Source organism: Streptomyces sp. NPDC056061, from assembly GCF_042266885.1.
Classification (GTDB): Bacteria; Actinomycetota; Actinomycetes; order Streptomycetales; family Streptomycetaceae; genus Streptomyces.
The window spans coordinates 18,299-40,503 of record NZ_JBHJWQ010000045.1 but is presented as its reverse complement, the minus strand read 5'-3'; the positions used below and the strand labels follow the sequence as shown (position 1 = coordinate 40,503).

General features: G+C 70.0%; 21 protein-coding genes and 2 pseudogenes. 12 read left to right on the top strand and 11 right to left on the bottom strand.

All coding sequences use genetic code 11. The annotated features are described in order from the left end of the window. From ACFC79_RS35415 to ACFC79_RS35405, 3 genes are all read left to right on the top strand, one after another. A partial coding sequence (locus ACFC79_RS35415; RefSeq protein ID WP_376249008.1) for a HEAT repeat domain-containing protein occupies positions 1 to 1,050 on the top strand: 1,050 nt, incomplete at its 5' end. Positions 1,051 to 1,215: 165 nt separating this feature from the next. Further along, on the top strand, positions 1,216 to 1,911 hold the full coding sequence (locus ACFC79_RS35410; protein ID WP_376249006.1) for a hypothetical protein: 696 nt from the start codon (positions 1,216 to 1,218) through the stop codon (positions 1,909 to 1,911). 153 nt (positions 1,912 to 2,064) lie between these two features. Next, the gene (locus tag ACFC79_RS35405) at positions 2,065 to 3,462 is read left to right on the top strand and encodes a Cmx/CmrA family chloramphenicol efflux MFS transporter (RefSeq protein WP_376249012.1); all 1,398 of its coding nucleotides are present in this window, start codon (positions 2,065 to 2,067) and stop codon (positions 3,460 to 3,462) included. Between the two features lie 34 nt (positions 3,463 to 3,496). Here the strand turns inward: ACFC79_RS35405 and ACFC79_RS35400 are convergent, their stop codons facing one another. Further along, the gene (locus ACFC79_RS35400; protein ID WP_376249005.1) at positions 3,497 to 3,841 is read right to left on the bottom strand and encodes a DUF4031 domain-containing protein; all 345 of its coding nucleotides are present in this window, start codon (positions 3,839 to 3,841) and stop codon (positions 3,497 to 3,499) included. After that, positions 3,838 to 4,206, bottom strand: coding sequence for a hypothetical protein (locus ACFC79_RS35395; RefSeq protein WP_376249003.1), 369 nt, complete (start codon positions 4,204 to 4,206; stop codon positions 3,838 to 3,840). Before ACFC79_RS35395 ends, ACFC79_RS35400 begins: the two co-directional genes overlap by 4 nt. A gap of 146 nt (positions 4,207 to 4,352) precedes the next feature. On the opposite strand from ACFC79_RS35395, the gene ACFC79_RS35390 reads away from it, so the two are divergent. From ACFC79_RS35390 to ACFC79_RS35380, 3 genes are all read left to right on the top strand, one after another. Continuing rightward, complete coding sequence (locus tag ACFC79_RS35390) at positions 4,353 to 5,270, top strand: MurR/RpiR family transcriptional regulator (RefSeq protein WP_376249001.1); 918 nt, start codon at positions 4,353 to 4,355, stop codon at positions 5,268 to 5,270. A gap of 126 nt (positions 5,271 to 5,396) precedes the next feature. Beyond that, a complete protein-coding gene (murQ, locus tag ACFC79_RS35385) occupies positions 5,397 to 6,380 on the top strand; it encodes an N-acetylmuramic acid 6-phosphate etherase (protein ID WP_376248999.1) in 984 nt (327 codons plus the stop codon). A gap of 90 nt (positions 6,381 to 6,470) precedes the next feature. After that, on the top strand, positions 6,471 to 8,108 hold the full coding sequence (locus ACFC79_RS35380; protein WP_376248997.1) for a PTS transporter subunit EIIC: 1,638 nt from the start codon (positions 6,471 to 6,473) through the stop codon (positions 8,106 to 8,108). A gap of 91 nt (positions 8,109 to 8,199) precedes the next feature. Here ACFC79_RS35380 and ACFC79_RS35375 read toward each other — a convergent pair. The 3 genes and pseudogenes from ACFC79_RS35375 to ACFC79_RS35365 all read right to left on the bottom strand — a co-directional run. After that, a pseudogene (locus ACFC79_RS35375) lies at positions 8,200 to 8,319 on the bottom strand (Uma2 family endonuclease); the annotation flags it as partial. Positions 8,320 to 8,471: 152 nt separating this feature from the next. Next, on the bottom strand, positions 8,472 to 8,708 hold the full coding sequence (locus ACFC79_RS35370) for a hypothetical protein (protein WP_376248995.1): 237 nt from the start codon (positions 8,706 to 8,708) through the stop codon (positions 8,472 to 8,474). Then, positions 8,705 to 8,944: a hypothetical protein gene (locus ACFC79_RS35365; protein ID WP_376248993.1), complete on the bottom strand. Its 240-nt coding sequence runs from the start codon at positions 8,942 to 8,944 to the stop codon at positions 8,705 to 8,707. Before ACFC79_RS35365 ends, ACFC79_RS35370 begins: the two co-directional genes overlap by 4 nt. 732 nt (positions 8,945 to 9,676) lie before the next feature. Here ACFC79_RS35365 and ACFC79_RS35360 point away from each other — a divergent pair. Then, positions 9,677 to 11,317, top strand: a complete 1,641-nt coding sequence (locus ACFC79_RS35360) for an adenosine deaminase (protein ID WP_376248992.1) — start codon at positions 9,677 to 9,679, stop codon at positions 11,315 to 11,317. A 60-nt stretch (positions 11,318 to 11,377) separates the two neighbouring features. On the opposite strand, the gene ACFC79_RS35355 is transcribed toward ACFC79_RS35360, so the two are convergent. The 3 genes from ACFC79_RS35355 to ACFC79_RS35345 form a co-directional block, all read right to left on the bottom strand. Beyond that, positions 11,378 to 11,593: a hypothetical protein gene (locus ACFC79_RS35355; RefSeq protein WP_376248990.1), complete on the bottom strand. Its 216-nt coding sequence runs from the start codon at positions 11,591 to 11,593 to the stop codon at positions 11,378 to 11,380. Positions 11,594 to 11,903: 310 nt separating this feature from the next. Next, on the bottom strand, positions 11,904 to 12,248 hold the full coding sequence (locus ACFC79_RS35350; RefSeq protein ID WP_376248988.1) for a hypothetical protein: 345 nt from the start codon (positions 12,246 to 12,248) through the stop codon (positions 11,904 to 11,906). 290 nt (positions 12,249 to 12,538) lie between these two features. Beyond that, on the bottom strand, positions 12,539 to 13,153 hold the full coding sequence (locus tag ACFC79_RS35345; protein WP_376248986.1) for a TetR family transcriptional regulator: 615 nt from the start codon (positions 13,151 to 13,153) through the stop codon (positions 12,539 to 12,541). A 112-nt stretch (positions 13,154 to 13,265) separates the two neighbouring features. On the opposite strand from ACFC79_RS35345, the gene ACFC79_RS35340 reads away from it, so the two are divergent. The 4 genes from ACFC79_RS35340 to ACFC79_RS35325 all read left to right on the top strand — a co-directional run bounded on the left by ACFC79_RS35340 (position 13,266) and on the right by ACFC79_RS35325 (position 17,663). Continuing rightward, complete coding sequence (locus ACFC79_RS35340; RefSeq protein ID WP_376248984.1) at positions 13,266 to 14,456, top strand: cytochrome P450; 1,191 nt, start codon at positions 13,266 to 13,268, stop codon at positions 14,454 to 14,456. A 4-nt stretch (positions 14,457 to 14,460) separates the two neighbouring features. After that, positions 14,461 to 14,697 carry a ferredoxin gene (locus tag ACFC79_RS35335; protein ID WP_376248983.1) on the top strand — a complete coding sequence of 79 codons (237 nt, stop codon included), beginning with the start codon at positions 14,461 to 14,463 and terminating at the stop codon, positions 14,695 to 14,697. A gap of 656 nt (positions 14,698 to 15,353) precedes the next feature. Then, positions 15,354 to 16,250 (top strand): hypothetical protein, encoded by an 897-nt coding sequence (locus ACFC79_RS35330; RefSeq protein WP_376248982.1) that lies wholly within the window; start codon positions 15,354 to 15,356, stop codon positions 16,248 to 16,250. Positions 16,251 to 16,421: 171 nt separating this feature from the next. Beyond that, positions 16,422 to 17,663 carry an esterase/lipase family protein gene (locus ACFC79_RS35325; RefSeq protein WP_376248981.1) on the top strand — a complete coding sequence of 414 codons (1,242 nt, stop codon included), beginning with the start codon at positions 16,422 to 16,424 and terminating at the stop codon, positions 17,661 to 17,663. Here ACFC79_RS35325 and ACFC79_RS35320 read toward each other — a convergent pair. Next, positions 17,644 to 18,897 (bottom strand): RNA-guided endonuclease InsQ/TnpB family protein, encoded by a 1,254-nt coding sequence (locus tag ACFC79_RS35320; RefSeq protein WP_376248980.1) that lies wholly within the window; start codon positions 18,895 to 18,897, stop codon positions 17,644 to 17,646. The two genes, ACFC79_RS35325 and ACFC79_RS35320, sit on opposite strands and share 20 nt — an antisense overlap. 26 nt (positions 18,898 to 18,923) lie before the next feature. Between ACFC79_RS35320 and tnpA the strand changes: the two are divergent. Then, positions 18,924 to 19,334: pseudogene (tnpA, locus tag ACFC79_RS35315) on the top strand (IS200/IS605 family transposase); the annotation flags it as partial. 325 nt (positions 19,335 to 19,659) lie between these two features. On the opposite strand, the gene groL reads toward tnpA, so the two are convergent. Together groL and ACFC79_RS35305 are read right to left on the bottom strand one after the other, a co-directional pair. Continuing rightward, positions 19,660 to 21,282, bottom strand: coding sequence for a chaperonin GroEL (gene groL / locus ACFC79_RS35310; protein ID WP_352280049.1), 1,623 nt, complete (start codon positions 21,280 to 21,282; stop codon positions 19,660 to 19,662). A 408-nt stretch (positions 21,283 to 21,690) separates the two neighbouring features. Next, on the bottom strand, positions 21,691 to 21,897 hold the full coding sequence (locus tag ACFC79_RS35305; RefSeq protein ID WP_003967346.1) for a cold-shock protein: 207 nt from the start codon (positions 21,895 to 21,897) through the stop codon (positions 21,691 to 21,693). Positions 21,898 to 22,205 lie beyond the last annotated feature (308 nt).

Genomic DNA, 22,205 nt, shown 5'->3' with positions numbered 1-22,205 from the left:
ATGGAATGTAGCGGCGCCGCCGGGGTCCTCTCCCCGATCGCCGAGGGAGCCGAGCACGAGGACGACCGGTACGAGGCTCTCGGGGCCCTGCTCGTCCTGGGTTCCGCCGACCTCCCGGCCGTGCTGTCGCACGCCCTGCGGGACCCGAGCGCCAAGGTCCGCGTCCTGGCGGCCGGTGCCGCACGCCGGAACGCGGCAGCCGGCCCGTGGGCCCCGCTGTCCGAGACCGTCCTCGTGGATCCGTCCCCGGCTGTACGTTCCGCCGCCGCGGAGAGCCTGGCCGGCGGCCCCGACGAAGCCCGGGAACCACTCGCACGGGCGCTTCTCCTCGATCCCGATCGTGCGGTGCGCCTGACGGCCGCCCGCTCTCTCGCCTCGTTCGGGGACGACGCGGCCCCCCACCTGATCCAGGCTCTCGCGGACCACGACGCCCGCGTACGCCGTGCGGCGGTGATCGGGCTCCGGTCCGCAACCACGCCCGAGGCGGTCCTGGCCCTGAGAACCCTGGGCGGCGTCGAGCGGGACGAGGAGGTCAGAGCGGAGCTCGTCGACCTCCTGACCGCGTCGGCCAGGAGCGGCGGACGGGGCTCGCGGGACGAACGGGAATCTCCGGACGGACAGGGGCCTCGGGACCGGTGGGAGTCTCGGGACGGACAGGGGCCTCGGGATGGGTGGGGGCCTCGGGACCGAGAGGCTGCCCGCCTCCTGTTCGATCCGGGTGCTCGATCCAGGGCCTTCACCTCCTGGCTCAGGGATCTGGCTCGATACCCGACCTCCGCAGGCGTCATTTTCTACGCCACCGGATACGTCCGAGTGGTGGCCGAGGCGACCGCGGGCGCGCTGTACGCCTTCCGAGTCCCGCAGGACGGCCTTCTCCGCATCACCCTGCCGGAACGGCCGGATTTCCGTACCGGCTTCTCCGTCACGGAGGAGCAGTTCACCGACGCGTACGGCGCGAGCCGGGGGCGCTACCGGCTGACTCTGGAGGACTTCGGACCACCGTTCCGGCAGGAGGAGGGCCCCGTTCACTTCTACTGCCTGAAGCGCTGACTCCTCCGTGCCGAACATGCCGAACATGCCGAACATGCTGAAAACACCATTCATCCCGTTCATGCCGTTCATGCCGTTCATGCCGTTCATGCCGTTCATGCCGTTTCCAGGACACCCGGACAGGACGGACTGACCTCGCAGCCCGGGGAGCAATAAGGTCGTGCCATGACCGACAGTTCGCGCGGAAGCAGTGACCCATCAGTCGCCCGCGGCTCGGGCGGCACCGAGGAGGCGCTCCGGGAGCGCTGGCGGCGGGCGCTCGTCGGGGCCCGGCGCGGGGCCCCGGGCCCCGATCCGCTGCCGTACGCGGACAACCTGCTGGCACGCTGGGCCGAACCGCAGCGGCGCTACCACACCACCACGCACCTGATCGCGGTACTCGACCACGTCGACACACTCGCCGAGTACGCCGCAGACGTGGACGCCGTACGCCTGGCCGCCTGGTTCCATGACGCGGTGTACCGGCCCGACCGGTCCGAGAACGAGGAGCGCAGCGCCGCCCTCGCCGAACTCGCCCTGCCGGAGGCGGGCGTACCGGCCGAGGTCACCGCCGAGGTGGCCCGGCTCGTCCGGCTCACCGTCACGCACAACCCGGCGGACGGGGACGCCGACGGCGAGGTGCTGTGCGATGCCGATCTGGCGGTCCTGGCGGCACCGCCCAGGGAGTACGCCGCGTATGCAGCCCAGGTGCGCGAGGAGTACGGCTTCGTGCCCGACGACGCGTTCCGGGAGGGGCGGGCGACGGTACTGCGTCAACTGCTCGAACTGCCAAAGCTGTTCCGCACCCCGTACGGGATCGCGAGGTGGGAGCCGCGGGCGCGGCAGAACCTGCTGACCGAATGGGAGCTGCTCAACCACTGAGACCGGCCGTCGAGCGACGTACGGGGAAACCGCCGAGGCGTCGGGCGCGGCAGGAATGTGACAACTGCGTAAATACGACAGGCGGTGGGAATCCCGCGGCGCCGAGCACGGTTGTCTGCTGTCATGCCCGACTCTCCCGCCCGACGTTCCCCCATGCCTCTGGCCGTCTACATCCTCGGTCTCTCCGTCTTTGCCCTGGGCACCAGCGAGTTCATGCTCTCCGGGCTTCTGCCGCCCATCGCCGAAGACATGAACGTGTCGATCCCCCGTGCCGGACTCCTCATATCCGCCTTCGCGATCGGCATGGTGATCGGCGCCCCGCTGCTCGCCGTGGCCACGCTCCGGCTGCCCCGCCGCACCACCCTCATCTCCCTGATCTCCGTCTTCGGCATCGGACAGGTCGTGGGCGCGCTGGCGCCGACGTACGAGGTGCTTTTCGCGTCCCGGGTCGTGAGCGCCTTCGCCTGCGCCGGGTTCTGGGCGGTCGGCGCGGCGGTCGCCATCGCGATGGTGCCGGTGAACGCGCGGGCCCGTGCCATGGCCGTGATGCTCGGCGGTCTCTCGATCGCCAACGTGCTGGGGGTGCCGCTGGGAGCCCTGCTCGGCGAGAACCTCGGCTGGCGCTCGGCGTTCTGGGCGGTCGGCGCGGCGTCCGCGGTGGCCCTGGTCGGGGTGACGACCCTGATTCCGCGTATCCCGCTGCCGGAACGAAAGCCGCAGCTCAAGCAGGAGATGGGCATCTACCGGGACCGTCAGGTCTGGCTGTCGATCGTGGTCACGGCGCTCGGCGCGGGTGGTGTCTTCTGCGCGTTCAGCTATCTGGCCCCGCTGCTCACCGATGTCGCGGGTCTGGACTCCGGTTGGGTGCCGACGGTGCTCGCGCTGTTCGGCATCGGAGCGCTGGTCGGCACGACGATCGGCGGCCGGATCGCCGACGCGCATCTCTTCGGGGTGCTGATGAGCGGTATCGCGGCCTCGACAGTGTTCCTGGTCGCGCTGGCGCTGCTCTCCTCGTACCAGGTCGCCGCGGTCGCCCTCTCGTTCCTGCTGGGCGTATCGGCGTTCTACACGGCCCCGGCACTGAACGCCAGGATGTTCAACGTCGCGGGCGCCGCCCCGACCCTGGCCGGAGCGACGACGACGGCCGCGTTCAACCTGGGCAACACCGGCGGCCCCTGGCTGGGCGGTGCGGTGATCGACGCGCACTTCGGTTACGCCGCGACCGCGTGGGCGGGGGCGGCCATGATGGTGCTGGCCCTGGTGGCCGTGGTGTGCTCGCTGAGACTCCAGAGCAGAGGCGTATCGCGAGGGGTGACCGGTTCACCCACCGCGGCGGCCTCCCCGGAACCATCGGCCGGGCCCACGCCCGGAGCCGAGCACCCGTCCGGGCCGGATTCCCCGTCGGGGTCGGATTCCCCGTCGGGGTCGGATTCCCCGTCGGGGTCGGATTCCGATTCCCCGGCCGGGTCCGACAGGACACCGGAGACGGAGACGTGCGCAGCAGCCGGTACCGCCGCCACCAAGACCGACACCGGCATCAGCACCGCCTGATTCCCGTACGACCGCACCCCGGCGCCCGTTCTCGTCAGCGGTCCCGCCGCTCCCGGACAGGGCCGAATGCCGGGGCCTGGACGAGGCCGGGTGCCGGGGGCTCGACGGGGCCGGATGCCGGGCGCCCCTTGGGCCGCCGCAGCCCGGCCTCCGTGAGGCGCCGGACGAGCTCCTTCGAGCCGATCTCCTTCGCCCCGGCGCGCACCGCGTCCTCGTACCGGACCTCCGGCACGTCGTAGTGGTCCCGTTCGAACGCGCGGCGCGGACAGCCGATGGACTCCGCGAAGGCGTGCAGTTCCTCGAATGACACGTCGCTGACCAGGTGCGACCAGAGCCGCCCGTGTCCCGGCCACTGCGGCGGGTCGATGTAGACCGTCACCTGCGGAGTATTCCGTTCAGCGAGCCGACCGGCGCCACCGCGACGGCGGCCTTGGTGCACACCCAGTGCGGGTCCGGGCCCAGCTCCGGCTCGACGTCCAGGGCGTGCGGGTCGCCCGCGTCGCAGACCGGGCAGAGCGGCCAGCGCCCGTGCCGTTCGAGCAATGCGTCCTGCACATCCTGAGCCACCAGTCCGACGACGAACTCGGCGCCCTCGGGCCACTGCTCCACCCACCAACGACGGTGGGTCACCGCGTCCTCGACCATCGAGACGATCCCGGCCTCGGCGACATCACCCGCGGCGAGATCCGCCATGACCAGGGCCCGGGCCGTGTGCAACGCCTGTTCCAGGGGATTCATCTCCATGGGGCCATTGTCACCCCGCCCACGAAGCGGTTTCTCGCGCCCGGTGCCGCCTTCCCCGCGCAGTGCGTGGCGGTCCACCACACGATTCCGGACATGGGGACCAAAGGGGGGTTGACGGGCACCCCGGTTGAAAATATCTTTCAAATGTGACCAGTGACCTGAAGGAAAGTTTCAGCACCGACTCCCCGCCCGCCCCGGCGGCTCTCGCGGCCAAGGTGCGTACGCTCGCGCCGTCCATGACCCGTTCCATGCAGCGGGTCGCCGAGGCCGTCGCTGGTGACCCCGCCGGCTGCGCCGCCCTCACGGTCACCGGTCTCGCCGAACTCACCGGCACCAGCGAGGCGACGGTCGTCCGCACGGCCCGTCTCCTCGGATATCCCGGATACCGCGACCTGCGCCTCGCCCTCGCCGGGCTCGCGGCCCACCAGCAGTCGGGCCGGGCCCCGTCCGTCACCGCCGACATAGCGGTCGACGACCCGATCGCCGACGTGGTCGCCAAGCTGGCGTACGACGAGCAGCAGACGCTCGCGGACACGGCGGCCGGCCTCGACACGGTCCAGCTCGGCGCCGCCGTGGCCGCCGCCGCCACGGCCCGCCGCATCGACATCTACGGTGTGGGCGCCTCCTCCCTGGTCGGCCAGGACCTGGCGCAGAAGCTGGCCCGGATCGGCCTGATCGCGCACTCCCACACGGACCCGCACCTCGCGGTGACCAACGCCGTGCAGCTCCGTTCCGGGGACGTCGCCATCGCGATCACGCATTCCGGCTCCACCGTCGACGTCATCGAGCCACTGCGGGTCGCCTTCGACCGCGGTGCGACGACGATCGCGATCACCGGCCGCCCCGACGGCCCCGTGACGCAGTACGCGGACCACGTGCTGACCACGTCCACCGCGCGGGAGAGCGAGCTGAGACCCGCCGCGATGTCGAGCCGCACAAGCCAACTCCTGGTCGTCGACTGCCTGTTCATAGGCGTCGCGCAGCGCACCTATGAACAGGCCGCACCCGCCCTCGCGGCCTCCTACGAGGCGCTGGCCCACCGCCACACCCCGCGCCCCCGCTGACCTGCCCCACCCCGCATTCCGCACTTCCCACTCCGCATTTCCGTACTCCGCATTTCTGTACTCCGCACCCGCACCCGCGCCGCACCCGCGGAACCGTACGAGACCGAGAAAGCAGAGCCTTCCTCCATGACCTCCACGACCGACGCCGACCACACGGACGCCGACTCCACCACCCCCGACGGATACGGTCGGCTGCGCGCCGAGCTCGAAACGCTCACCACCGAGGCGTTCCGCCCCGAACTCGCCGAGATCGACCGGATGGGCACGCTCGACATAGCCCGGATCATGAACGGTGAGGACCAGTCCGTCCCGGCCGCCGTCGGGGACCGACTGCCCGAGATCGCCGCCGCGATAGACGGCACCGCGGAGCGAATGGCCCGCGGCGGACGGCTCATCTACGCGGGCGCGGGTACCGCGGGGCGGCTGGGCGTGCTGGACGCCAGCGAGTGCCCGCCCACCTTCAACACCGACCCGTCGCAGGTCGTCGGGCTGATCGCGGGCGGCCCGTCGGCAATGATCAAGGCCGTCGAGGGCGCCGAGGACAGCAAGGAGCTGGCCGCCGCCGACCTGGACGCCCTCGGTCTCACCGCCGACGACACCGTGGTCGGCGTCTCCGCCTCCGGCCGCACGCCGTACGCGATCGGTGCCGTCGAGCACGCCCGCACCAAGGGCGCGTTGACCATCGGTCTGTCCTGCAACGCGGACTCCGCGCTGGGCGCCGCCGCCGAGCACGGAATCGAGGTCGTCGTCGGCCCGGAGCTGCTCACCGGCTCCACCCGGCTCAAGGCGGGTACGGCACAGAAGCTCGTCCTCAACATGATCTCGACGATCACGATGATCCGGCTAGGCAAGACCTACGGAAACCTGATGGTCGACGTCCGTGCCTCCAACGAGAAGCTGCGCGCCCGTTCCCGCCGGATCGTCTCGCTCGCCACCGGCGCGTCCGACGCGGAGATCGAGGCGGCCCTCGCCGCGACCGGCGGCGAGGTGAAGAACGCCATCCTCACCATCCTCGGCCAGGTCGACGGCCCCACCGCCGAAAGCCTCCTGACCGCGTCCGACGGGCATCTCCGCGCGGCTCTCGCCGCCGCTCCCCGCCCCACCACCTGACCCACTCGCACAACCAGCACCACCCACACCACCAGCACAACCGACTCCACGCACCACTGGCACCACCCGCACAGCAAGGCACCACGCACCATGGCACCAGAAGACAAGAACCGCGCCACTGCCGCCGCGATCCTTCCGCTCGTCGGTGGCGCAGCGAACATCGGCTCCGTCGCCCACTGCATGACCCGGCTCCGGCTGGGTCTGCACGACCGCTCACTCGTCGACGACGAGGCCCTGAAGGCGATACCGGCCGTCATGGGCGTGGTCGAGGACGACACGTACCAGATCGTCCTCGGACCGGGCACGGTCGCCCGGGTCACGCCGGAATTCGAGCGGCTGGTGGAGGAGGGCCGGGCGGAAACCTCCGGCCCGTCCCCCGCCGAAGCCACCGCGCTCCCGACGAACTCTCGGGCATCCGTGTCCACACCCGCATCCGCGTCCTCCTCGGCAACCACGTCCGGGCCCGCATCCGCATCCACGGATGCTTCCGCTTCGGCTTCTGCGGCGGAACTCGCCGCCCAGGGCGCGGCGATCAAGGCGGCGCGAAAGGCGAGGAACGCCACCCCGTTCAAGCTGCTCCTGCGCCGGATCGCGAACATCTTCGTCCCGCTGATCCCGGCGCTCATCGGCTGCGGCATCATCGCCGGTCTCAACGGCCTGTTGCTGAACCTCGGTTGGCTGACCTCGGTCACACCCGCACTTGCCGCGACGGCATCCGGATTCATGGCGCTGATCGCCGTGTTCGTCGGGTTCAACACGGCCAAGGAGTTCGGCGGCACGCCGATCCTCGGCGGTGCGGTTGCGGCGATCATCGTCTTCCCGGGCGTCGCGAACATCGAGGCGTTCGGGCAGAAGCTCTCCCCCGGTCAGGGCGGTGTGCTGGGCGCGCTCGGCGCGGCGGTCCTCGCGGTGTACGTGGAGAAGTGGTGCCGCCGCTGGGTGCCGGAGGCGCTGGACGTCCTGGTCACTCCCACCCTCACGGTCCTGGTCTCCGGCCTGGTGACGATCTTCGGCCTGATGTACGTGGCCGGCGAGGTGTCCACCGCGATCGGCTCGTTCGCCGACTGGCTGCTGTCCAGCGGCGGCGCGGGCGCGGGCTTCGTGCTGGGCGGCCTCTTCCTGCCGCTGGTGATGCTGGGCCTGCACCAGGCACTGATCCCGATCCACACCACCCTGATCGAGCAGCAGGGCTACACCGTCCTGCTCCCGATCCTCGCCATGGCGGGCGCCGGCCAGGTCGGTGCGGCCGTCGCGGTCTACGTCCGCCTCCCCCGAAACGGATCGATCCGTCGCACCATCAAGTCCGCCCTCCCGGCCGGTCTGCTGGGCGTCGGCGAACCGCTGATCTACGGCGTCAGCCTCCCGCTGGGCCGCCCGTTCGTCACGGCATGCGTGGGCGGGGCGTTCGGCGGTGGCTTCATCGGCCTGTTCAACCAGCTCGGCGACAAGGTCGGCTCCACGGCCATCGGGCCCTCCGGCTGGGCCCTGTTCCCGCTCCTCGACGGCAACCACGGCCTGGGCACCACGGTCGCGATCTACGGCGGCGGGCTCCTGGTCGGCTACCTGGCCGGGTTCCTCGCCACATACTTCTTCGGCTTCGGCAAGGACCTGCTGGCGGAGTTCAACGTGTCGCAGGTACCGGCGGATGTCCGGTCCCCGGTGCCGGACGGCCCGGCCTCCCCGACACCCGGCCCGGACACCCCGGCGAAGGAACCCACCGGGGTCTGATCCCGCTCGGGCCCGGCCCCGATGCATGGCTGAGGGTGGCATCCGCACAGCGGGTGCCACCCTCAGCCATGCATCGGCGGCAGCCGCTCAGCCCTCCGTCGATCTCTGCGCGCCACCCCTCGGGCACGTCCAGTTCACGCCATGTCTGAAGCAGGTAGTCCCACGGGCGGCCATCGTGGGCCTGGTCCGGCTCGACCATCGCGGCGGTCATCCCGGGTTCCTTCTCCTGTGGCCTGTGGCCTGTGGCCTGTGGCCTGTGAAAGGAACGTAGATCGACGGTTGTGCGGCGGAAGGCCGCCCACCGCTTCGGCCCGGGTCGGTTCCTCGACGGTCGGCCCGGGCCATCGGTGCGGCCTTCCGTCTTCAGCGCGGGAGCCGCCCCTCCCGGTTGATCTCCGTCACCCGTGCCCGCAGCACGAGCCCCGGCGGCGCCGGTCGTACGAGCTCGGGCGGACAGTCCCACTCCGCCCCGCCGCCGGGCGCCCTCAACCGCACGGAGACCCCGACGTGTCCGAGTACACGCCCCACCCGGCCGTCCCGAGTGTCCACCGCGAACGAGCCGGCCTTGAGGGTTCCCGGCTCGAAGCCCTCAGCCGTCACGTCCTGACCTTCCCCGCCGCCTCCAGCACCGCGCTCAACCGCAACGCCGTGTCGAGGTTGCACCGACCGAGATCGACCAGCGGCGCCGGATCGCTCCCCGCGCACGACACCGGATCGGTCCGCAACGACGGCAACGTGATCCCCACCCCCGAAAAACTCTCCTTCAACCGCGCCACCGCATCCTCCGCCTCCCGCACTTTCCCCTCCGCCGTCTCGCGCCGTTCCATCGTCGTCATGATCCATACCTTTCCACTCTGAGTAATGACAATGCATACCCAGCGTGTCCAACGCGCGTCCGGCCAGGAAGAGGCGCAGAACCCGCAACCGCACGTGTGTCAGAGGGAGTTGTCATGCCTCGCGCCGTGCCGGTCGCGGACCGCCGTCCCGTGACCGGGCGGGAGAGCCCTCCGAAGGCGTCCGGGGCCGCCCGAACCCGTTCCGGTACGCATCACTCCTGCGGGATCACCGCCCCGTTACCGGCGTCGAACCGCGACCGGCGCACCGCGCGATGCCCGACGGGACGGCAGCCGGATCGGGAACAGGCCGTATACATATGTGCCGGTGCAGGGCTCCCAGGCGTTCGTCCGACGGTCCGCGTCACCGCCTCGGCCCCCGGACCTCGCCCGCCTCGTGCGGGTGCATGACGACGTCGCAGGACGTGGCGAGCGCGACGCCACACGGAACCTCGGGGAATTTGGTACCGATGTCGAGGTGGGCCGGGTGATGTTCACCAGGCCCGACGGCGGCCGGAGCCCGGCGGGCGTCGAGGAGAAGTCCCGGTGGCGGACCCGGTCGAGGGGGTACTCGTTCCCGCCGGGATCGGCGGCGCGCACGGTGTACTTCTTCCACTCCTGCCGGTCCGCCCGAGGGCGGCGGCCGAGCCGCGCCCCCACTCGACCGGGTGGGGGTTTTCAGCCATAAACATGGTTTCAGTGCGAATCATCATCGCCGGAGGCCATCATTCCGCCGTGATCTCATCGAACCGGACGGCCCACCGTCCCACGGCCTTTCGGACGGCCCACCGTCCTACGTCCCTTCTTCCTGCCGGACTCGGCGCGCTCACCGTGCTGGCCCTGCTCCCAGCGGTACCGGCCGCCGCCACGTCCCCCGCCGGGGAGGCGCAGCCGCGCCCGGCCGCCGCGCCGCTCTCGCCCCGCGCCGTGACCCCGGCCGAACGCCGGACCTCCGCGTACCTCGACTCGTTACGGAACCGGCCCGGACAACTGAAGTCGTTCTTCAAGGCGTTGCCCAAGGGCGGTGACCTGCACAACCACCTGTCGGGCGCCGCGGCGACGGAGTTCCTGATCGAGCTCGCGGGCAAGAAGGGCCTGTGCATCGACGCGACGACGACGGCCGTGGCCCCGCCGTGCGGACCGGGCAAGCGGCCCGCCGCCGACGCGCGGACCGACGCCTCGTTCCGGCAGAAGATCATCCGGGCCTGGTCGATGCAGGACTTCCCGGCCGGCGAGTCCGGGCACGACCACTTCTTCGACACGTTCGACAAGTTCGGCATGGCCACCTGGGACCGGGGCAAGCTCCTCGCCAACGTCGCCAACACCGCGGTCGAGCAGAACCAGTTCTATCTGGAGACGCTGGTCACGCCCGCCTCGGACAGCGCCAAGGCACTCTCCGAGAAAGTGGGTTACGACCCCGACTTCGCCATGTTCCACCGCAAGCTGATGGCCGGTGGGCAGCTCGACCGGGTGGTGGACGAGGCGGTCAGGGAAGCGGACGACGCCGACGTCGAATTCCGGGCAGCCGCGCACTGCGACACCTCCCGCCCCGATCCCGGCTGCCGGCTTCCCGTTCGCTGGATCTCCCAGGTCTCCCGGGGCAGTACACCGGCCCGGGTCTTCACGCAGATGGCGGTCGGCATGCGGCTGGCCGAGCGCGACCCGAGGTTCGTCGCCGTCAACCTCGTGCAGCCGGAGGACTGGGACAGCTCGCTGGCGAACTACAGCCTCCAGATGCGGATGCTGAAGTACCTGCGCGGCGTCTACCCGGGCGCCCACCTCACGCTCCACGCGGGCGAGTTGGCACCCGGCCTGGTCAAGCCGGAGGACCTGCGGTTCCACATCCGTGAGGCGGTGCTCGTCGCCGGAGCCGAACGCATCGGGCACGGGGTGGACCTGGTCCACGAGGACAACTGGCGGCAGCTCGCCCGGACGATGGCCCGGCGCAACGTCGCGGTGGAGGTGCCGTTCAGCAGCAACAAGCAGATCCTCGGCGTCTCCGGGGCCGAGCACCCGTTCGACGCGTACCGCCGCTACGGCGTCCCGGTGGTCCTGGCCACCGACGACCCGGGCGTCTCGCGGATCGACATCAGCCACGAGTACCAGTACGCCGCCAAGACGTACGGCCTGCGCTACATCGAGCTGAAGGACCTCGCCCGCGCCTCGCTGGAGTACGCCTTCCATGACGGCCGGAGCCTGTGGGTCACCGGCTCCGCACCGTCCGGCTACCGCACGGTCGCCGCCTGTCGCGCCGACCGGCCGGGCGCCGGGACCCCGGGCACACGCTGTGCCCGCTACCTCGCCGACAACCCGAAGGCGGCGACCGAGTGGCGCCAGGAGGCCGCCTTCGCCGCCTTCGAGCGCGGTCACCGCTAACGGCTTGCCCCGCGATTGAGATCGGGGCGTGTGGGCCTGGCGGTTCGGCTGGTGGGTGATTCAGCAGGCCATCGCGCAGACGGGCACGAGTTCGGTGCTCGTCTTGCGTCGGGTGGTGCGCTTGGCTGCGCGGTCGGAGACGAGCCCGGCGATGGCCCGATGGGTGTCGCCATAGGTCTCGCGGCGTCCGGTGTATCGCTGCAGCGGACGCCACTGCCTGTGTTCGGCGTTGGCGTGCTCGACGCAGATCCGGCGGGAGGACTGGCGACGGCGCATGTCGCGCCATCCGTACCTCTCGCTCAGCGGTGCGTCGTCGAGATCTTCCGGTTTCCTCGGCGGCGCCGAGATCTGGTCGGGAAACTCGTTGGCCTGCGGCCACCCCGGCGCCGCTCGTGCCGTCCGGACTCACAACGTGCTTCCCAGCGTGGCGCGAGTTCCTCGATCAACTCGCCGAGATGTTGGCGAGTGAGGCCGCACAGGGCAGGATGAGCCATGGCCGCGCGGGCCTGCTTGGTCTTCACACCTCAAGAACCCGCTCGGCCATCGTCATGTCACGGCCGTCCCGCGATCAATCGCGGGACGGCCGTTAGGGTTTACGATCGGGCAAGGGCTCGGGCAGCCCCGCGTACCAGCCCTCGACGACCAGCCAGAACCCGGCCAGCGCCAAGGCGAGGAGTGCGGTGCGTCCCGTGTACCCGGCCACCGACGGCCCGACTCCCCATCGCCGGGGCAACAACCACGCAGCCAGGGCAACCACTACACCGGCAAGAACGGTCAGCGGGAGTTCCGCGTAAAGGACGTGCCAGTCCGGCCCTGCCGCGAATCCGGCGCGCGCCCGGAGTTCGGCGTCCGCGGCCCACCCCAGCAGCCCCGCAAACCCGCCGACCAGGGCTACTCCGATACCGCTCAGTGCTTCAATGCGTTCCCTCATGATCATGGAAGACGCCTGCCGCGTCATGGAGGTTCCCGAGGAGCCGACGAGTGGCTTGCGGATGAGCGCTCCCTCGGACGGCTCCAGCTCTCGCAGGACTAACGGCCGGCCCGTTCCCTATCGCGGGGGAGGCCATAAGCGCTGCCCCGTAATCCCTGGCGGGCGGGGCTTTCGACACCCGCCCCAGATCCGATTCGGGTCACCGCGAGTTGCCGCATCGGGCAGCGCTCGCCCCGTCGGGGCCCGGTCCCGGAGTTCCCGCTCCGGAACCGGGCCCCGACGCACATCCCCTACTCCCGCTCCCCCGGCCCTCCCTGCCGCCGCTCCGGCGCCGCCCAGAGGTGGTCGAGCGCGCCCAGCACGAGTCGGCAGACGTCGTCCGGATCGGCGTCGGCCAACGGCTCACGGGCCACGACCGTCCGCATCAGACCTATTCCGAGCAGCCACGCCATGGCCAGATCCGCCCGCAGGGCACCGTCCACCGTGCCGGAGAGACCGGACAGCGCCTTCTGGTACTCCTCGCCCAACTCCCGCAGGGTTCCGGCCGCTTCGTCGCCCCGTCCGATGGACCGCAGGTAGACCTCCAGCGTGCGATCGTCCGTATCGCCCGCGCTGCGGGTGAGCATCGAGCGCAGTGCGGCCTCGAAGAGTTCCTCGGGCGGCGTCGAACGCAGCTGTTCCAGCCCGCCCTCGGCCAGGACCTCGGTGAGCAGCCCCTGCTTCGACCCGAAGTACCGGAACAAAAGGGCCTGGTTGACCCCGGCCCGTTCCGCGATGGTGCGGACCGTCGTTCCCTCGTAGCCGTGCTCCGCGAACAGGTCCCGGCCCGCCTCCAGCAGTCGGCGTCGGGTGGCTGCCGCGTCCCGGCGGCGCTCTTGGGACGGCGGTGCGGGGGCGGACTCCATGGCGGCCTTCCTCTCGGAGCGGCCCGTAAGGATAACGGCTGGAAGGCGTCGTTGACCGGCCATGAGGTCACTCCTACCGTTGTAAGCAGCTGCTTACATATGGAGGCCGCACATGACCACAGCAGAAGCCGCATCCATCGCCTATCCCTTCAATACGGCCGAGGGCCTGAGCCTCGCCGAGGAGTACGAGCGCGTACGCGACCAGCCGGGCCTGTTACGCGTCCAGATGCCGTACGGCGAGCCCGCCTGGCTCGTGACCCGCTATGCCGACGCCCGACTCGTCCTCGGCGACCTGCGCTTCAGCCGGGCCGAGGCCGCCTCGCACGACGAACCGCGGCAGTCCGAGGGCCAGCGCGACGGCGGCATCCTCGGCATGGACCCGCCCGACCACACCCGGCTGCGCTCGCTGGTCGCGAAGGCTTTCACGGTTCGGCAGGTCGAGAAACTGCGCCCGCAGGTACGGGAGTTGACGGCCGAGCTGCTTGACGGAATGGAGGCGGCAGGTCAACCCGCCGATCTGGTCGATCTGTTCGCACTGCCCCTGCCGGTCGCGGTGATCTGCCGGATGCTGGGCGTTCCCACCGAGGACCGCCCGAAGTTCCGGGTGTGGAGCGACGACGCGCTCTCCACCAGTTCCCTCACGGCGGAGGAGTTCGAGCGCAGCCGCGACGAACTGCGGGCCTACATGGCCGGGTTGATCGCGCAGCACCGCAAGAATCCGCAGGACGACCTGATGACGGCCCTGATCGAGGCCCGCGACGGCGGCGACCGGCTCTCCGAGCTCGAACTCGTCGACCTGTGCATCGGCATCCTGGTCGCCGGACACGAGACCACGGCGTCCCAGATCCCCAACTTCGTCCTCACCCTGCTCGATCACCCGGACCAGCTGGAGCGGCTGCGCGCCGAACCCGCACTCGTCCCGAACGCGGTGGAGGAGCTTCTGCGCTTCGTGCCGCTCGGCAGCGGCGCCGGTCAGCCCCGGTACGCCACCGAGGACATCGAGGTCGGCGGCACGCTCGTGCGGGCCGGTACTCCGGTCCTGGTCGCCGTCGGCGCCGCCAACCGCGACGCGCTGCGCTTCACCGCACCGGGCGTGCTGGACGTCTCCCGTGAGGGCAACCAGCACCTGGGATTCGGCCATGGCGTCCACCACTGCCTGGGTGCCCCGCTCGCCCGGATGGAACTCCAGGAGGCGCTGAGCGCCCTGATCACGCGCTTCCCCGGGCTGCGGCTGGCGGACGATGTGACGTGGAAGACCGAGATGCTGGTGCGCGGTCCGCGTGTCATGCCGATCGGCTGGTGACCCGATGACCGACTGGCACGTACGCGTCGACCCGGATCTCTGCCAGGGCTCCGGCATGTGCGCCGGAACCGTCCCCGAAGTGTTCACGCTGGACGGCCGGCAGTCCGGCCGGGACCATGCCCGAGCGGTCGCGGACGGGATCGAGCCGGACGAGCGGGTCCTGGACGCCGCCGACATCTGCCCGGCCCTGGCGATCACGGTGCACGACGGCAACACGGTCATCGGCCCCCGCCGCGACTGAGCCCCACCCGCCCCCGGTCCGGACACCGGCCGAGCCCGGTCGGCGCCCGGCCGGGGGCCGACCGGGCCTCACGTCGTCCCGGGCACCATCTCCGGGGTCAGGTCTCCGGGGTCAGGTCTTCGGGTTCACGACTTCGAGGTCACGACTTCGAGGTCTTCCTTCATCCGCACGGCGAACCCGGTGGATTCTGCGCGGGGTTCATCCGGGTGCCGGACCTGTCCTGGTCGCGGATCGAACAGCCCTCGGAGGCCGTGGAGCCCGGACGACGCGTCACCACCGAGGCGATCACGTCCCGGACGCGGCAGGAACAGGTCACCGTCTCGCCGAAGACCCTCCCGGAGAACCCGTCCGCAGGACACACCACCACACACCACCACGCCTCCCCCCACACACACCACACACGGCGGACGTCCCGCAGTGGCCTCCCCGCCCCCGGGGCTCAAGCCTCGCCACCCGAGCGCTCTTTCAGAGGAATGGGTGGTGGGCCACTTCCCACCCACCCTCCCCTGCCGAGAAGTTGACCCGAGGTGACCGGTTTGCCACGGACCGTCGCAACGCTCTAGCGTGCGGAGCGACACACAAAACGACCCCTGCCGGTGCGGGAACACCGAACAGGGGTCTGACCAACACGATCGACGATTAAAGGAAACCGATCCGTGGCTGTCAGCCAGCTTAGTGGCGCCCCGCGCCCGCCGCACGCACCCCTCCCCGTACCCTCGCAGTCCCACCCGATGGCCAACCCGGGTTACGGGAAGCGCTCCGCCCCCTCGCAACTCCCCCGCACCGAACGGGACTTCTCCCACCTCGCACCCCGCGAGGCGGCCATCGCCGCCTACCTCGACCGGCTGCCCGACGGCGCCGACATCTCCGTGAAGACGCTGGCCAAGGTGCTGCCGTACGGACAGTGCGCCCTGCGGACCGCGCTCAACCGCCTCCAGGACGCCGGGCACCTGCGGCGCGGCAGCGAGTGCGTCGCCAACGACCACAGCCTGCTCTGGGTGACCCGCACGTTCTTCTCCCGCACCGCGCGCGACGACGCCTGGTGGGCGGCGTTCGCCAGGGGCGACGTACCGCCGGAGCAGCGTCGACGGCCCACCCGGTCCCGGGCGTTCGTGCTGCTGGCCGCGCTCGGGCGCACCGTTCCCTCGCTCACCCTGTCGGCGGCCGACTGCGCGCGGTTGGAGCCGCTGGTCACCGAGTGGTTCGAGCGCGGTGCCGCGGAGGTCCACGTCCTGCACGCCCTCACCGACGGACTTCCCACCCCCGTCCACCACGCCGCCGGTCTCGTCCGCCGACGGCTCGCCGACAAAATGCCACCCGAACGGATCACCCCGGCCGCCCGGCGCGCGACGCTGCTCACCATCGAATGCAGCGAATGCCGCGCCCCCGGAAGGCCCGAAGCCCTCCTCGGCGGCCGGTGCGCCCCGTGCCGGGGCAATCCCGACGCCATGCCCGCCGAACCGGCCGGAGCTCTCCCCGCTCGTCAGGTACGCGACCGGATGAACGAGGTACGAGCCGCGATGGCCCTGCCCCCGCAAAGGGCATACCGATGAGCACGCCACGCATCCGGCACGTCGCACCCTGCCGCGATCTCCGGACTGCTCCCATATGGCCGAAACCTGCTCCCACCTGGGAGTGGTTTGATCCACTTCCCGGTGCCGCGACTACTCCCCGTGTTCACGATGGCGCCTGTCGTAATGAACCGGCCCAAAGGGGAACAACCTGTGTCCGAACCGACCCGCGAGCAGATCGCCTCGGCGCTTCAGAGCAAGCCCCCCATCACTCTGATCCCCGGCCTCCGCCGGGACGCCGAGCCGCGCGGTGCGCTTCCGCTGCTGCCCAGGACCGTATGGGACCTGCCCGGCGGCACCGCCTGGGTGTATCACGGCGAGGGGAACCGGGGTCTCGTACGGCCCGTGGTCTTCGCCGACGGATTCCACACGGGGCCGAGCAGCCTTGACTTCGTCTGGGAGGTCATGGAGTTCGGCGACTACCCCCTGATCAGCCAGTTGCGCCGCCGGGGCCACGATGTCGTCCTCGTCGGCTTCCACGAACGGAGTGCATCCGTTCTGGACAACTCCAGGACCGTGCAGGCCGCGATCATGCAGGCAGCCGCGGAGCAGGAGGGCGACACGCCGCTGGCCGTCGGCGGGTTCAGCACGGGCGGGCTGGTCGCCAGGCACGCCCTGGCCACGCTGGAGCACCGGCGCGTGGATCACCGGACGGCGCTGTATTTCTCCTACGACAGCCCGCATCGCGGCGCCTGGATCCCGATCGGTCTCCAGGCGTTCGCACACTACGTCAGGGTCCTGGACAGCCGGTTCTCCGACCAGATCAACAGCCCGGCCGCCCGCCAGCTGCTGTGGCGGCACATCGAGGAATGGAACGGGACACCGGGGCAGAGCGCCGAACGCGCCACGTTCCTCGCCGAGATGCGGCGGGTCGGCGAATGGCCGCGCAGGCCGCGACTGATCGGGGTCGCCAACGGCACGGGCGACGGCACCGGCAGCGACGTGCCGGCCGGTGAACTGGCTCTGGAGGGCAGGGGTCCGTCGGTCAGCGGCACCGAGCTCCACACCCAGGCACCCGGCGACGACGAACGCGCCGCGAAACTCCACGTGCTGACGTTGAAGCCGCACGAGGTGCGCACGCGCGGCCTCCCGTCCCTCGACGGCGCCCCCGGCGGCCAGCTGGAGGGCTTCGGCATCCTCGCCGACGGCCTCAACGCGCTCGGCCCGGCACTCGGGTTCAAGACCGACGTCCGTATCCGCTCGCACTGCTTCGTGCCGTCCGTCAGCGCGGTCGACATCCGCGAGCCGGACACGGACGAGACGTTGTACGCGGACATCTCCGCGCTTCCGCCGGAGGACAGCGGACTCGACGAGTTCAGACTCGCCGCCCGCAACGAGGGCCACAGCCTGGTGACGGAGGAACTCTCCACCTGGATCATCGACCGGCTCCCTTGACTTCCGCTCCCTGGCCTAAAAGCCGGGGATTCCTACCACGGTCGGCTGACCCGTCTCGGTGGGTTCCTGCTTCACCGCGCCGGGCCGGTACGAGTACCGGTCTTACCTGCGCTCGACAGGCTGACACCGCCAGTCCGGCGGCCTTGGCGACGTTGACCGCCACGTTGATGTCCCGGTCGAGGACGGCCCCGCAAGCCCCGCATTCCCATACGCGGATGTGCAGGGGTTTGGGGCCGTCCTTGACGCCGCACTGCGAGCAGACCTGGGAGGTCGGTTCGAACCGTCCGATGCGGTGGAAGCCGCGGCCGAACTTCGCGGCCTTGTACTCCAGCATCGTCACGAACGCGGACCATCCGGCGTCGTGGACGGACTTGGCCAGGCGTGTGCGGGCGAGTCCCTTCACCGCCAGGTCCTCCACGGCGACCGCTTGGTTATCGCGGATCAGCCGGGTGGAGAGCTGGTGGTGGAACTCGCGCCGTGCGTCGGCGACCTGCGCGTGAGCGCGGGCGACCTTGATGCGGGCCTTATCCCTGTTCCTCGATCCCCTGGCCTTGCGGGACAGGCGGCGCTGTTCCCTCTTGAGTTTCTTCTCGGCCCGGCGCAGGAAGCGCGGAGCGCCGATCTTCGTGCCGTCGGACAGGACGGCGAAGTGCCCCAGCCCCAGGTCGATGCCGACGGTCCGATCGGTCTCGGCCAGTGTGACGGGCTCGGCCTGCACAACGAAGCTCGCGAAGTACCTTCCGGCCGCGTCCTTGATCACGGTCACTGTGGAGGGCACACAGGGGAGGTTGCGGGACCACTTCACCCGCACGTCCCCGATCTTCGGCAGGGACAGGTCCCCGCCCGCGGTGATCTTCCAACGGGCGTTCGCGGTGAACCGCACGGCCTGCCGGTTGTCCTTGCGGCTCTTGAAGCGGGGCGCTCCCATGCGCGGGCGCTTGCCCTTGAGGCCGTCGAAGAAGTTCCGGTACGCGGTGTCCAGGTCTCGCAGGGACTGCTGGAGGACGACGGCGGACACCTCACCGAGCCACGCGCGTTCTTCGGTGAGCTTGGCCTCGGTGATCAGCAGCTTGGACAGGTCCCCGGTCTTCACGAACGCCTCGCCTGCGGCGCGGGCGGTCTCACGGGCGCGGAGCGCATCGTTGTAGACCACCCGCGCACACCCGAACGCCCTGGCCAGCGCTGAGCGCTGAGGACCGTTCGGATACAGGCGGAAGCTGTACCGAAGCTGCATACCGCTCACCGTACTACGGTTGGTTTATGGCCGAGTATCAGAACATCCATACTGGTAGACACTGTGTTTTCGTCCTTCACGCGCACTTGGTTTTCGTGACGAAGTACCGGCACGAGGTCTTCAATGACGCCCACCTGACGCGCATGGAGGAGATCATGCGGGCCGTCTGCGAGGACTTCGCATGCGAGCTGGTCGAGTTCAACGGCGGGAACAACCACGTCCACCTGCTCGTGAACTTCCCGCCGAAGGTTGCCCTGTCCAAGCTGGTCAACAGCCTCAAGGGCGTCAGTTCCCGCAGACTCCGCCAGGAGTATCCAGAACTGGTCCAGCACTACTGGCGGGCACAGCGCCTGTGGTCCGGCTCCTACTTCGCCGGGTCGGCCGGCGGGGCTCCGCTGTCGATCGTGAAGCAGTACATCGAGCAGCAGAACCGACCCGTCCGAGCCGAGGTCGACAGCGCGGACCCGTACGCACAGCACGAGTCGGAGCACTTCCCAGAAATCACTTCACCACCGGGCTGAAGCCCGGTGCACTGCGATGAGAACCGGTAGCCCGACACGAAGACCGAATCGCACACCGAATCGCCCACAGCCACACGGGTACTCGGCACGTGGCACCCGGCACGTCCATGGCCCCGGCCCCAGACCCAGACGCGCACCCGGATACATACGCACGACGAACGGCGCAGGCCCCCGGGACCGGAAGGGTCCCAGGGGCCTGCGCGACAGCTGAGCTGTATATGAACTGCCGATCCGCGCGGGATCAGAAGTCCATGTCACCGCCCGGCATGCCGCCCGGAGCAGCCGCGGCGGCCTTCTCCGGCTTGTCGGCGATGACGGCCTCGGTGGTGAGGAACAGCGCGGCGATGGACGCGGCGTTCTGCAGCGCGGAACGCGTGACCTTCGCCGGGTCGAGGATGCCCTCGGCGATCATGTCGACGTACTCGCCGGTCGCGGCGTTCAGACCGTGGCCGACGGCCAGGTTGCGCACCTTCTCGACGACGACGCCACCCTCCAGGCCACCGTTGACGGCGATCTGCTTGAGCGGGGCCTCCAGGGCCAGCTTCACGGCGTTGGCGCCGGTCGCCTCGTCACCCGAGAGCTCCAGCTTCTCGAAGACGGCCGAGGCCTGGAGCAGAGCCACGCCACCACCGGCGACGATGCCCTCCTCGACGGCGGCCTTGGCGTTGCGCACCGCGTCCTCGATGCGGTGCTTGCGCTCCTTCAGCTCGACCTCGGTCGCGGCACCGGCCTTGATGACCGCCACGCCGCCGGCGAGCTTCGCGAGGCGCTCCTGGAGCTTCTCGCGGTCGTAGTCCGAGTCGGAGTTCTCGATCTCGGCACGGATCTGGTTGACGCGGCCCTGGACCTGGTCGCTGTCACCGGCGCCGTCGACGATCGTCGTCTCGTCCTTGGTGATGACGACCTTGCGGGCGCGGCCGAGCAGGTCGAGACCGGCGTTCTCCAGCTTGAGGCCGACCTCCTCGGAGATGACCTGGCCACCGGTGAGGATGGCGATGTCGCCGAGCATGGCCTTGCGGCGGTCGCCGAAGCCCGGGGCCTTGACGGCGACGGACTTGAAGGTGCCGCGGATCTTGTTGACGACCAGGGTCGACAGGGCCTCGCCCTCGACGTCCTCGGCGATGATCAGCAGCGGCTTGCCGGACTGCATGACCTTCTCCAGCAGCGGAAGGAGGTCCTTCACGTTGCTGATCTTCGAGTTGACGATGAGGATGTACGGGTCGTCGAGGGACGCCTCCATACGCTCCATGTCGGTGGCGAAGTACGCCGAGATGTAGCCCTTGTCGAAGCGCATACCCTCGGTGAGCTCCAGCTCCAGACCGAAGGTCTGGGACTCCTCGACGGTGATGACGCCTTCCTTGCCGACCTTGTCCATGGCCTCGGCGATCAGCTCGCCGATCTGGGTGTCGGCGGCGGAGATGGAGGCCGTGGAAGCGATCTGCTCCTTGGTCTCCACGTCCTTGGCCTGCTCCAGGAGAGCGGCGGAGACGGCCTCGACGGCCTTCTCGATGCCCCGCTTGAGAGCCATCGGGTTGGCACCCGCGGCGACGTTGCGAAGGCCCTCGCGGACGAGCGCCTGGGCGAGAACGGTGGCGGTGGTCGTACCGTCGCCGGCGACGTCGTCCGTCTTCTTGGCGACCTCCTTGACCAGCTCCGCACCGATCTTCTCGTACGGGTCCTCCAGCTCGATCTCCTTGGCGATGGACACACCATCGTTGGTGATCGTGGGGGCGCCCCACTTCTTCTCAAGGACGACGTTGCGACCCTTGGGGCCAAGGGTGACCTTGACGGCGTCAGCGAGCTGGTTCATGCCGCGCTCGAGACCGCGCCGGGCCTCCTCGTCGAACGCGATGATCTTGGCCATGTGAAGTGGTCCTCCCGGACAGGGGTGGATTTCTCCGGACCGAGTGGCGCCCGCGACGGACGGCCTGCATGCCGGTGGTTCCTTGCCCCACCGGACCTGCGGGCCTCGCCGGCCCGGTCCAAGTTCTGTCACTCTCACCTGGAGAGTGCTAACGCCAATGATTAGCACTCGACCCCCGAGAGTGCAAGCGCCTTCGGGGAAGGTTGGCTCGGGGTCGACGGTCCGGCGACGGGACCTCGCCCCTCGACGACGGACCTCACCCCCGCCCGACCCGACCCGCCACGCGACCGGCCGCCCAAGCAGTGCCCCGGTCGCCCACTCACGCGCGGAGGGCCCGTCCCCTGGGTGTCCCCGGGGTACGGGCCCTCCGTGCGTGAGTGGTGTCGTTGTTGGCCGACCGCGCCGTACTCAGCCGACGGCGAGCTTGACCATGTCCGCCTGCGGCCCCTTCTGGCCCTGCGAGATCTCGAACTCAACTCGCTGACCCTCTTCGAGGGTGCGGTAGCCGTCCATCTGGATCGCGCTGTAGTGGACGAAAACATCCGCACCACCGTCGACCGCGATGAAGCCGTACCCCTTCTCCGCGTTGAACCACTTGACGGTGCCCTGAGCCATGCCTAACTCCCCTATTACTGGCCCTTGCGCAGGACCGCACTTCGCGGACCCGGGTCAGAACCCACCCTCCGACAGGAGAAGGTGTGTGTGCGCCGGAACGCGTCGACCGCGGCTGAATGTATCTGCCCAACTGCCCTGTGCAACAGGTCAATCCGACGAGAATTCCGGGCACGACCGACCGCCCGGATATGAAGAATTCACAAGATTCCGGGGCAAGTCGGGCCGGGCAAAGGCGACTTATGGCGCATGAAGATCGAGCACATTGGCCACTTCTTGTCGTGACCGGGCGCATTCTCATAGGCGGGCGG